At 59.6% G+C, this 11,218-nt stretch carries 13 protein-coding genes and 1 pseudogene; 5 read left to right on the forward strand and 9 right to left on the reverse strand.

The features are described 5' to 3' along the window. Positions 1–156 precede the first annotated feature (156 nt). The 7 genes and pseudogenes from BFP93_RS20870 to BFP93_RS20900 form a co-directional block, all read right to left on the reverse strand. Positions 157–2,487 (reverse strand): annotated as a pseudogene (locus BFP93_RS20870) (transporter substrate-binding domain-containing protein); the annotation flags it as partial. A gap of 8 nt (positions 2,488–2,495) precedes the next feature. Then, entirely contained in the window at positions 2,496–3,122 is a 627-nt protein-coding gene (locus BFP93_RS20875) for a response regulator transcription factor (RefSeq protein WP_065885160.1), read from the reverse strand. A gap of 264 nt (positions 3,123–3,386) precedes the next feature. Continuing rightward, positions 3,387–3,773: a response regulator gene (locus BFP93_RS20880; protein WP_065894808.1), complete on the reverse strand. Its 387-nt coding sequence runs from the start codon at positions 3,771–3,773 to the stop codon at positions 3,387–3,389. 166 nt (positions 3,774–3,939) lie between these two features. Then, positions 3,940–5,271 carry a deoxyguanosinetriphosphate triphosphohydrolase gene (locus BFP93_RS20885; RefSeq protein ID WP_065885161.1) on the reverse strand — a complete coding sequence of 444 codons (1,332 nt, stop codon included), beginning with the start codon at positions 5,269–5,271 and terminating at the stop codon, positions 3,940–3,942. A 168-nt stretch (positions 5,272–5,439) separates the two neighbouring features. Further along, positions 5,440–5,778 carry a hypothetical protein gene (locus BFP93_RS20890; RefSeq protein WP_065885162.1) on the reverse strand — a complete coding sequence of 113 codons (339 nt, stop codon included), beginning with the start codon at positions 5,776–5,778 and terminating at the stop codon, positions 5,440–5,442. Next, complete coding sequence (locus BFP93_RS20895; protein WP_057722765.1) at positions 5,775–6,164, reverse strand: phage holin family protein; 390 nt, start codon at positions 6,162–6,164, stop codon at positions 5,775–5,777. Before BFP93_RS20895 ends, BFP93_RS20890 begins: the two co-directional genes overlap by 4 nt. Positions 6,165–6,168: 4 nt before the next feature. Beyond that, positions 6,169–6,483, reverse strand: coding sequence for a DUF883 family protein (locus BFP93_RS20900; protein ID WP_065885163.1), 315 nt, complete (start codon positions 6,481–6,483; stop codon positions 6,169–6,171). Between the two features lie 315 nt (positions 6,484–6,798). On the opposite strand from BFP93_RS20900, the gene BFP93_RS20910 reads away from it, so the two are divergent. The 3 genes from BFP93_RS20910 (at position 6,799) to BFP93_RS20920 (ending at position 8,410) form a co-directional block, all read left to right on the forward strand. Beyond that, on the forward strand, positions 6,799–7,035 hold the full coding sequence (locus tag BFP93_RS20910) for a glutaredoxin family protein (protein ID WP_065885165.1): 237 nt from the start codon (positions 6,799–6,801) through the stop codon (positions 7,033–7,035). A 74-nt stretch (positions 7,036–7,109) separates the two neighbouring features. Next, positions 7,110–7,445: a transcriptional regulator gene (locus BFP93_RS20915; protein ID WP_065894749.1), complete on the forward strand. Its 336-nt coding sequence runs from the start codon at positions 7,110–7,112 to the stop codon at positions 7,443–7,445. Positions 7,446–7,519: 74 nt separating this feature from the next. Continuing rightward, on the forward strand, positions 7,520–8,410 hold the full coding sequence (locus BFP93_RS20920) for a pseudouridine synthase (protein ID WP_065894750.1): 891 nt from the start codon (positions 7,520–7,522) through the stop codon (positions 8,408–8,410). Between the two features lie 55 nt (positions 8,411–8,465). Here the strand turns inward: BFP93_RS20920 and BFP93_RS20925 are convergent, their stop codons facing one another. Together BFP93_RS20925 and mobA are read right to left on the reverse strand one after the other, a co-directional pair. Beyond that, complete coding sequence (locus BFP93_RS20925) at positions 8,466–8,687, reverse strand: YgdI/YgdR family lipoprotein (protein ID WP_005786486.1); 222 nt, start codon at positions 8,685–8,687, stop codon at positions 8,466–8,468. 79 nt (positions 8,688–8,766) lie between these two features. After that, positions 8,767–9,369, reverse strand: a complete 603-nt coding sequence (gene mobA / locus BFP93_RS20930; RefSeq protein ID WP_065894809.1) for a molybdenum cofactor guanylyltransferase MobA — start codon at positions 9,367–9,369, stop codon at positions 8,767–8,769. A 76-nt stretch (positions 9,370–9,445) separates the two neighbouring features. Here mobA and moaB point away from each other — a divergent pair, with 76 nt between their 5' ends. Together moaB and glp are read left to right on the forward strand one after the other, a co-directional pair. After that, a complete protein-coding gene (gene moaB / locus BFP93_RS20935; RefSeq protein ID WP_065885168.1) occupies positions 9,446–9,985 on the forward strand; it encodes a molybdenum cofactor biosynthesis protein B in 540 nt (179 codons plus the stop codon). Then, positions 9,969–11,195, forward strand: coding sequence for a molybdopterin molybdotransferase MoeA (glp, locus tag BFP93_RS20940; RefSeq protein ID WP_065894751.1), 1,227 nt, complete (start codon positions 9,969–9,971; stop codon positions 11,193–11,195). The genes moaB and glp overlap by 17 nt, the downstream gene beginning before the upstream one ends. Positions 11,196–11,218 lie beyond the last annotated feature (23 nt).

Below are 11,218 nucleotides of genomic sequence, written 5' to 3' on the forward strand. Positions count from 1 at the left end.
TTGATATCAGTTTTTTTGTATATGCTTACAGTATATGTATAATTTTTCGAATGCTTGTGTTTCTACTGATGATCATCAGAATGTGAAGGATGATCATGTCTATGTCCTACTAAGAGTTGTGCTTGTTTGACGACTGGTGTAAATAGCAAAACCCTTGATATCGAGAATATCGCCGATCAGCTCCAGTAGATCCTTGGCCGAGTTGTACGCCACTTCTATCGCCGGCCGGTCGAGATGGCCCTGGTCGGCGCGCTTGAGCGTCAGTTCCAGCATGCCGATCACCGCGTTCATCGGCGTGCGTATCTCGTGGCTCATGGTGGCAAGGAAGGTGCTTTTGGCGCGGTTGGCCTCATCGGCGCGTTCCTTGGCGGCACGCAGCTCATCAAACAACTGGCGCCGTTCACTGATGTCGATCCAGCCGCCAATGATGCCCTGGACTTCGCCGATGGAGTCGCGGTAGGGCAGGATCCAGTGGTAGATCGTCAGCTTCCTCTCATGGATATGCAGGGTGCGGTCCAGGATCAAGGGCGTGCCCTCGGCCACCACCCGCAGGTAATCGGCATGGTACTGCGCTGCTTCGGGCGCCAGGGCCATGTTCATCTGGGTCACGCTTTTGCCGATCACCTCCTCTCGCTTGACATCGAATGTCTGCAGGTAGCTGTCATTGCAGGTTTGCAGCAAGCCGTTACGATCGCGTACATAGATGGGGTGTGGCGTTTCGTTGACCAGCGCGCGCATGAACTCGAACTGGTCGTTGAGGGCGCGCTCGGCCATTTTTCGTTGCCTGATCTGGCGGCGCATGTAGGCGTTCCAGGTCAGCGAAACCAGGAGCAACAACCCGGTTCCGATGACGATCCTGGCAATCAGCTGGTTGTAATTGCGCCAATAGCTGTCGGACTCGACGGTGTAGCCGCGCCAGCGGCTGTTGATCACGCCCATTTCATCCGGGGCGATACTGAGCAGCGCTTTGTCGAGGATCGAGCTCAATTCGGTGGCATGGCGGGATGTGGCCAGGGCGAACGTCGCCGGGCTGGTGCCGATGGTGGTAGTGATCTGCAACTTGTCGCGGAACACTTTCGAGGACAGGAAGTAGTTGGCGATCAGCAGCGTGTTCACAGCGCCGTCCACTTGCCCTTGTGCGAGCAACTCGGATGCCCTGAAGGTATCGCCGGTTTCCACCAGTTGAATGCGGGGATAGTCCTTGCGCAAGGTATCGACCAGTGGGGTACCTTGGGTCACCGCCAGGCGCTTGTCCGTCATCTGCTCCAGGTTCAGGGGCGCTCCAGGCTCTTTGCGGGTCAGCAGCACATAGGAGTTTTCCAGGTAGGGGCGGCTGAAACTCAACTGCGCCTCCCGTTGGTTACTCGGCACGATGGCCCCGATGATGTCGACATTCTGTGCGGCGACCTGCTCGATCATATCGTCGACCTCACGCCCGCGCTGAACCGCGAAACGCAAGCCGGTCCGCAAGCGAATGAGTTCAAGGAGGTCAGCGGTGATACCGCGAAAGTTGCCCTCCGCGTCGAAGAAGGTGAGGGGGGCAAAGGTTTCATTGACGACAACCTTCACAACCGGATTGGCCTTCAACCAGCGTTCTTCGCGCGGAGTCAGTTGCAGTTTCTTGTCGGTCAGCAGGATATCGCTGCCGGCGCTCCAGCGCTTGGCGATGCTGTCGCGTTCGTTGATGGGCACAGCCGCCAGCACCGTGTCGACAATGCTCAAGAGAATCAGGTTGTCGTGGCGCAGGGCGAAGCTGAAACCGTAAGCCTCATGCTTGCCGAAATTGGCCATGCGAATGTTCTTGAGGTAGCCCTTGTTAATCATGAAATGGGTGGAAATGGTGTCGCCCAGAAACACATCTGCCTGGTCGAATGCCACGGCATTCAGCGCATTCTGATAAGAGGGATAGGGGCGGATATCTGCCTTGGGGTACAGCTTCTCCACCTCGTCGAGGGGCAGGTAATGGTAAACCAGGCTCAAGCGCAACCCTTCCAGGCCATTGCCGAGACTGCGGGTTTCTCCTTCGCGAGTGACCAGTACCGGCTGGTCCACGGCATAAGGGGCCGACAGTGTGAGATGGGGGTTTGCGGCCTCAAAGCCATTGGAGGAGCCCAGCAAGTCAATGTCGCCGGCTTCAAGGGCTTCAATGGCGGACAAACGGGAAGGGTAACGCAGGACCTTGACCGGTATGGCGAGCGCCTTGGCCAGCAGACCCGCATAATCTGCCGTGAGCCCCTCGTAGTCGCGGCCACTGGAGGTGAGGTCGAACGGCGGGTAGTCAGGCGCGGCAGTACCCAGTACCAGCTCGCGCTTGTACTGCAGCCACTGGCGCTGGGCCCTGTCCAGTCGAGTGTCCAGTTGAACGGTTCCCGCGCGGCTCAATAAGGTGAAATGTTGTGGGGGGATGGAGGAGTCCGCGAGCACGGCGGTGCTGAAGTACAAGCTGGCACTCAATATGATCAAATAGTCCTTGATACGGCTGGGCATCCGTTTTCTCACACTAGCGCGTTTCGTTTTGCCATCTCGATAAGCTCAACTAAAGATTGGGCTTTTAGTTTTTGCATTAAACGCTTTTTATAGGTGCTGACTGTTTTATTGCTCAGGAACATGCCTTTGGCTATTTCCTTATTAGTGCGACCTTGTGCAAAAAGTTGCAGGACCATGAGTTCCCGGTCGTTAACGGCTTTGAACAGTTCCAGCTCCTGAGTGTCCGCGCCTTCGGTTCCATTTGCATTCAATGCCTGGCTGGGGAAGTAGTTGTAACCGGAAAGTACGGCACGAATGGCGCTCAGCAGTTCGGTCAGGTCGCCTTCCTTGCAGACATAACCGTCAGCGCCGGAACGCATGCAGCGCGTGGCAAACAGGGTTGGGCACTGGGCCGTGAGCACCAGGGTTTTCATCGAAGTGTTCATGGCGTTGAATCGGCAGAGCACTTCGAGGCCGTCAAGTTTCGGGATGCTGATATCCAGGACTACCAGGTCGGGCAGGCATTCGCGGACCATTTGTATGGCATCGCATCCGTTATCCGTTTCTCCAACGACTTTGTAGCCTTCGTGTTCCAGTAACATTCTGATGGCAAGCCGTATAACGGGGTGGTCGTCGATAATAAAAACGGTGTTCATAATCAAATTCCATGCAGGTGCAAATAAAGCGGTCACATTAGCTCAGAAGAAGCGGCAGCAGCATGAAGCGAGAGGTGAACAAGTACAAAACAGGAAGTTTCCTACGTCAAAAAAGGTAGAATCCTACAAGTCGATCGGTAATTGTGAAACTTGATGTTTGGGCTTTCAGGGTGTCTGGCATGGCCAGCGGTCAAAAGCGTTTTGCGACGATGATTACGTTATTTTTCGCAGTTGATAAGGTTAAAGTTCTTACTTTGACAGGGGTTAAGTCAAGACCATTAAACTTGCAAGTTCATCTCTGTTTAACGGTTTTGACAAACAGCCCAGCAGTGGAAGGTTGCGCTGCGCAGCTTGTGTGGTCAGTTTGAGCAGTTCCGTCGCTGGGAGACTGCTCAATAGAATCGCACTGGTAATAAATTGACCGCGGCTGGCGATTTCCACCAGTTCCAGACCGGGCAGGTCAGGCAGGCATTGGTCGCATAACATCAAGTCGTAAGAGAACTTGCACTGAGTCATTGTGCGTATGGCCTGCTCCGCATTTTCCACGGGGGTGAGCTGGTCGAAACCAAAGCTTCTCAGCAGGCACTGGGTGGCCAGGAGTTGAAAGGGATGATCCTCCACCAGAAGAATACGAAGGGGGTGTCTGGGCATAAAGAGCACACAGTAAGTCAAGCATCGATGGGAGCGTGGGGGTTGCTCGTCTGGTTCACGGCGGCGTGCGTGATTATTCCTCGGGAATATGTACGAATTCGATCAGGCCGCTCTGTTCCCATCGTAGGGCAATTCCTTTAGGGCGCAGGGCGGCGTGGTCAGGACGTTATTGAGGACTGGAGCGCCCGGTCATTTCCCGCGCCATCTCGGTGGCATAGCTGTCGGTCATGCCGGCGATGAAGTCGATCATGCGCAGGAACGAGGCATGTAACGACCAGGCGGGGTCCGGCGCGCTGTTGCCCAGCAAGTCGAGGATGCGCCGGTTCTTGAACGACGGCGTGCGCCCGCCGTGTTGCTCCAGGGCCGCACCGCAAAATGCGTTCAGCAGAATCTCCAGGGTGGTGTAGGCGCCGATTTCATGCAGGGTCTTGCGCTTGTCCTGGAAGATTTTCTTGCGCGCCATGTCCTTGGCATCCAGTACGCAACGCTTTGCCGGACCGTGCATGTGTTCCACCAGATCGCCAGGCAGGGTGCCGGCAAGCAGCGCGTCCTGCTGTTCGACGAAGGCACGCGCCGCCGCGTTGGTCAGGTGCTCAATGGCCTTGCCGCGCAGGATTGCCAACTTGCGACGGCGGGAGTCCGACGCGCCTAATTGTCGATACGTCTGCGGCAGGTCATCACCCACCAGGTCGAGCAGCAGTGACTCGACTTCGGCGTACTCCAGCAACTCCATTTCCAGGCCATCTTCCAGGTCGATCAACGCATAGCAGATGTCGTCGGCGGCCTCCATCAAGTACACCAGCGGGTGGCGCGCCCAGCGTTGTTCCTCCAGTTGAGGCAGGCCGAGTTTTTGCGCGATCTGCTCCAGAATCGGCAACTCACTCTGGTAGCAGCCGAACTTGTGTTTCTTGTAACCCAACGAGTCCGCGTGGCGGGCAGTCCAGGGGTACTTGAGGTAGGTGCCCAAGGTGGCATAGGTCAGCCGCGTGCCGCCGTCGAATTGGTGATACTCAAGCTGGGTCAGCACGCGGAAACCCTGGGCATTGCCTTCGAAGTTGAGGAAGTCATTGCGTTCGGCACCGCTCATGTCATCCAGCCAGCCGCGCCCGGCGGCCTGCTGGAACCAGTGGCGAATCGCATCTTCGCCGGAGTGCCCGAAGGGAGGGTTGCCGATGTCATGGGCCAGGCAGGCCGATTGCACCACCATGCCCAGATCGCTCGGATCGCACCAGTCGGGGAGGGCACCGCGCAGCGTTTCGCCGACGCGCATGCCAAGGGAGCGCCCCACACAACTGACTTCCAGCGAGTGGGTCAGGCGCGTGTGGATATGGTCGTTGCTCGTCACCGGATGCACTTGGGTCTTGCGGCCCAGGCGCCGGAAAGCGCCAGAGAAAATAATGCGGTCATGGTCTTTGTGGAAAGGGCTGCGGCCCAGTTCTTCAGGGCTGTGCAGCGGCTTGCCAAGACGTTCGCGGGTCAACAGGGTGGGCCAATCCAAGGCGGGTACGCTCCGTACGGTAAATGACAGTTGCAGCTTCCCGTTTCCACGCAGGCGGGGCAAGCGCAAATGTTGAAGTCGATTGTTTCGACAGCGATGAACAACAAGCCCTAACCGCCGTTGCGCAAATGGCCCGGCGGTCAGGACGTGGTGTTGAACGAGCGGGGCTTATCGTTTGCGCGAGGCGCCTTGCATGGCCAGCTTGATCAGCGGAATCAACCCGGCCCCCAGCCGTACCAGGCGCGTTACGCTGCTGATACTGCCGCCCTTGGCGCCTTTGCCGGTAAAGAACCCCATCAGGGTCACCGCCGCCACGCCCCACAGCGGCGCGTGCTTGATGCCCAGGCTGTCCTGCCAGTTGTGACGCATGTCGCGCACTCTGTGCAGGGGCGCCATGAGTTGCTGGGATTCATGACGGATTTCCTGACGGTGCATTTCCATGCGCAGGCGAATCAACGCCTTGCGCATTTCCCGACGGGACGTGTTTTGCGGTTCAGGCAGGCTCATGGCAACAGGCGCTCCCGGTCATTGGCCAGTTCTTCGAGGGTGGCATGGAAAGGCGTGGACTCATCGAACACCGCCGCTTTCAAGCGTACCCCGCAGAACGCTGCGGCCAGGGTGTAGAACACACACAGACAGATGATGCCGGTGAGGCGGTAGCCGGTGTCCCACACCAGGATCATGACCAGTGTCGATAACCCTACCAACAGCAGCAGGGCAAACACCAACGCCAGGCCGGCGAACAGCAGCAGGCTGACAGTGCGTGCCTTCTGCTCCTGCAACTCGATGCCGAAGAGTTCGACATGGCTGTGCAATAAGCCGAGGACGGCAGCGCCCAGTCGGCGGGAAGTGGTACCTGCGCCCTTTGACGAGCTGGATTCGTCGATAGCCATGATATTAGCGCCTGGTAGCCAGCAGACCGATCAAAAAGCCTACGCCGGCAGCGATGCCGACGGACTGCCACGGGTTGGCCTGCACGTAGTCTTCCGTTGCAGTGATAGCCGCCTGGCCGCGCTCACGCAGGGAGTCTTCGGTCAACTGCAGGGTTTCGCGAGCCTTGAGCAGGCTTTCATGGATCCTGGTACGCAGCTCATCGGCCTGGTCACCGGCCAGGACGGCGGTGTCGTCGAGCAACCTTTCGGTATCGGCGACGAGGGTCTGAAAATCCGCCATCAGTATTTCTTGAGCAGTCTTTGCTGATTTACCGGCCATGGTTATCTCCGTGTGGCTGTTCTGTACGTGTGGTTTCGAGTCGCGGGGTTTGCCGAAGGTTCACTGCGATTGTGTGGTACCGCTTTTGCTTTGCCCTGGTGCGCACGCCCTGGGGGCAAAGCTCAATCCGGGCGGTCGCGGCGCAAGCCTTGAAAAACCTTACTCTAATTAACTCAAACTCGCGCAAATAGGTACCGCCTTTGGCGTCGCCGTCGCGCTGGTCGGCGGCCTGCGGGTATATGGCGTGATCAAGCGCCTTTGCGGGCCGCGTTGGGCTTAGAATGGTGAGGTGTTTTCCATCCGAGTGCATTTGCCATGCTTGCTGAATGCCAGCTGTTCGGCACCCTGGGTTGCCATCTGTGTGAAATTGCCGAAGCCGAAATCATGCCGCTCGTCGAGCACGGGTTGCTCGTGGAGCTGGTGGATATCACCGATCCCGACGACCTGACCGAGGTCTACGGCCTGCGGATTCCGGTGCTCAGGCGGGTGGACACGGGGGCTGAGTTGGACTGGCCGTTCGACACCGAGCAGGTGGTTGCCTTCCTGCGCTGACGTTTATGCGATGGCGAGTTTCCGAATATTACGTTACTGTATGTTTGTACAGCGATTGAATAGAGGGAACGCCCGTGGTGAATGTCGAACAACTGAAAAGCAGCGTCAATCGCATGTCCGCCGACATCGTGCGCGATGCGGTGAACGAGCTGCGCCTCGATGGCCTGGTCACGGAAGGCAAGACGCCCTTCAACAAGGTGCATTTCAACACCTGTTTCGCGGAAATCGAAGCGCTGTTCCAGCGTGCCGGTTATCACAAGCAGCTGGATGTGGTGGGCTATCAGGGCCTGCTCTACGCACTGTACGACCCGGGCCGTTGGGAGGCCGTGGACGTACTGCGCTGGCTCAAGGAGTTTACCGAGGCGGCGAGCGCTTCACCGGTTTTGCGCGTGCAACTGGCCAAGGTCTGAGATCTCTCCTAGGCTCAATCCCGCGCCATGCGGGATAATGCCCGCCTGTTTATTTCCAGGCTTTGAGCATCTGCATGTCCACTTCCGGTTTTTCCCCTTCACAGCACCAAGCCAGCACCTTGTACCTGCCGCCTGGTCCGTGGGCAACGGTGCTTGATTGCCTGTGCGAGCATTTCCCGGCGATTGCCCGTGAACAATGGCTGGACCGCATTGCCCGTGGCCGGGTGCTCGATGGCAATGGGCAGCCCATCAGCCTGGGTCTGGCTTACAAGGAAGGCCTGTGCATCCATTACTTTCGTGAAGTGCCCAACGAGAAAGTGATTCCCGTAGAGGAAACCATCCTGTACGCCGATGAGCATCTGGTGGTGGCCGACAAGCCGCATTTCCTGCCGGTGACCCCTGCGGGCGAGTATGTCGAGCAGACGCTGTTGCGCCGTTTGATCCGGCGCCTGGACAACCCCGCCCTGGTGCCCCTGCATCGCATTGACCGGCATACCGCAGGGCTGGTGCTGTTCTCGGCCAATCCCGCCACCCGCGCGGCTTATCAGCAACTGTTTCCCACGCGGCGTATCGATAAATTCTACGAAGCCATTGCCCCGGCCTTGCCTGACCTGACGTTCCCGCTGGTGCACAAGAGCCGGCTGGTGGACGGTGAGCCTTTCTTCCGCATGCAGGAAGGCCCCGGTGCCAGCAATACCGAAACGGCGGTGCAGGTGCGCGAAAAACACGGCGATCTATGGCGCTATGGCCTGTTCCCGGTCACCGGCAAGAAGCACCAGTTGCGTGTGCACATGACCGCGCTCGGCGCGAGTATCTGCAATGACCCGTTCTATCCCGAGGTGATCAAGGACGCCAAGGACGATTACGCCAACCCGCTCAAGTTGCTGGCCCAGGGCGTGCGTTTCATCGACCCGGTCAGCGGCCAGGAACGCAGCTTTCGCAGTGAACTCACCCTGGACTGGTAAGCGCCGCAAACGACAAGGCCCGCGCGAGGCGGGCCTTGTGGGCAAGCGGTAAGGCTTACAGGTCTTTAACGGTGCGAACCTGATCCTTGTTGATGCGGGTGCGCTTGCCGTCAAGCTGTTGGAATTCATAGAAGCCCGAATCTTCGTCAAATTTCGGGGTGTCGACGGCCTGGATTTCGCGACCGTCATTCAGGGTGATCACTGTCGGCGAGGCGCAACCGGCGAGGGTGGCGAGGCCCAGTGCAAGCATGAGAGCGGCGATGGTCCGTTGAGTCATGAGTTTGTCTCCGAGAGAATGCTTTTAAAATGCTGACCTTGTGACGTGTGCAACGCCGGCAAAGTTCCTGATGCAAGACTCATTCTGACACGCCAGGCCTTGTGTGCAACAGGTCCGGTGTATTGAGGTTGGCCAGGCGTGGGTCATCGGCCGCGCATTCCAGGCCCACGGCGCCCAGCTGCAGCAGGATTTTACGCGGGCTGCGTTCGCCAGCTTGCCAGGCCTGCTCCACCTGATCCTTCAAGGCGACAGGGATGATGCACAGCAAGGGTTCCCAGAACTCGCCATGGCGGACCATCACCGGAACCTGCCGGTTGAGTCGTGCTGTCGCACGCAGGTCGGCCAGCAATCGCCCATCGATGTGCGGCACATCGCAGGGCAGGATCAGCAGATGCCCATGGCGTGCGGCGAAGAGTCCCGCGCGGATACCGGCAAGTGGTCCGGGAAAATCCGCGCTGTCGTCGCTCACCAGTTGATCGGCATAGGCTGCATACCGCTCATGGTTGCGGTTGCACGAGATGATCAGGTCGTCCGTGAGCGGCCGTGCCAGGCGTTGCAGGTGCGCAATCAAGGGCTGGCCGTGCCACTCCAGCAGGCCTTTGTCCTGGCCGCCCATGCGCTGGCCACGACCGCCGGCCAGCAACAGAATCGAGCAGGGCAGGGGTAAGGATTCAAGGGGCATGAGGGTTCCGCTGCGGCAGGTAAACAGAGGCTTGTGATATAACATCGGGCTGTTCCTTCGACAACCGGACCGTGCCATGAAAGCCAAGGCTGATGCGCCTTTCGTACCTCTGAATATCGCTGTATTGACCGTCAGCGACACCCGCACCCTGGACACAGACACCTCGGGCCAGGTCTTCGTCGACCGCCTGACCGCCGCCGGCCATACCCTGGCCGAGCGCGTGCTGCTCAAGGACGACCTTTACAAAATCCGCGCCCAGGTCGCCCACTGGATCGCCGAAGACGTGGTGCAGGTGGTGCTGATCACCGGCGGCACCGGCTTTACCGGCCGCGACAGCACACCCGAAGCGGTGAGCTGCCTGTTGGACAAGCAGGTCGATGGGTTTGGCGAGCTGTTCCGCCAGATATCGGTGGCCGATATCGGCACCTCCACGGTGCAATCGCGCGCCCTGGCCGGCCTGGCCAATGGCACCCTGGTGTGCTGCCTGCCGGGCTCCACCAATGCCGTGCGCACCGGTTGGGACGGTATTCTGGCTGAACAACTGGACAACCGTCATCGGCCGTGCAATTTCGTGCCGCACCTGAAGCAGGCCCAGCCCTGTGAAACCCGTGGATAAGCCCGGCAAAACCGGCGCCTTGATGCCGGTGGAAGCGGCTTTGCAGCGTTTGCTGGACATGGCCGACGCCGCGCCGATCCGCGAGCACGAAACCGTGCGCCTGGCCGAGTGCGATGGCCGCGTATTGGCGCAGGACCTGGTCTCCACCCTCGACCTGCCACCCTGGCCCAACAGTGCCATGGATGGCTATGCCCTGCGCGTCTCAGACTGGGCCGGCGCGCCGTTGCCGGTCAGCCAACGTATTTTCGCCGGCACTGCGCCTGAGCTGTTGGCGCCCGGCACCTGTGCGCGCATCTTTACGGGGGCGCCGGTGCCTCAGGGCGCGGACTGCGTCGAAATGCAGGAAAACGCGACCGTTCACAGCGACGAGCGCGTGAGTTTCAGCGAGCCGTTGCAAGCGGGTCAGAACATCCGCCCGCAAGGCCAGGAAACCACGGTCGGCGAGTTGGTACTGGCCGCAGGTACGCGCCTGGGCCCGATTGAGCTGGGCCTGGCTGCTTCGCTTGGGCGTGATCGCCTCGAGGTGGCGCGACGTGCGCGGGTGGCTGTGCTGTCGACCGGCGATGAGCTGATCGAGCCTGGATTGCCCCTGGGGCCGGGCCAGATCTACAACAGCAACCGCCGCGTGCTGTGCAGTTGCCTGACGCGCATGGGCTGCGAAGTGATCGATGCTGGCATCCTGCCCGACGACCTGGAACAGACCCGCACGCGGTTGGCCGGACTGGGCAGCGTCGACTTGATCCTGTCCACGGGCGGTGTGTCGGTGGGCGAGGCGGATTTTTTGGGCATTGCCCTGCGTGAAGAGGGCGAGCTGGCGCTGTGGAAACTGGCGATCAAGCCGGGCAAGCCGCTGACCTTCGGGCATTTTCGTGGCGTGCCGGTGATCGGCCTGCCCGGTAACCCCGCGTCGACCCTGGTGACATTTGCGTTGTTGGCTCGGCCTTACCTGCTGCGCCGCCTGGGTGTGGAGGATGTGCAGCCATTGCGGTTCGACGTGCCGGCCGGGTTCGTCTGGGCCAGGCCCGGCAACCGTCGCGAGTACTTGCGCGGGCGCATCGAGCAGGGCAAGGCGATCATCTACCACAACCAGAGCTCCGGTGTGCTGCGCAGCGCGGCGTGGGCTGAAGGGTTTGTGGAAGTGGTGGAAGGGACCACGTTGGCCGTCGGCGACCGGGTCAATTTCATTCCCCTGAGCGAAGTTCTGAACTGACCTGGATCTGAATGTGGGAGGGG

The sequence above is a fragment of the Pseudomonas sp. 44 R 15 genome, assembly GCF_900004965.1.
Lineage (GTDB): Bacteria > Pseudomonadota > Gammaproteobacteria > Pseudomonadales > Pseudomonadaceae > Aquipseudomonas > Aquipseudomonas orientalis_A.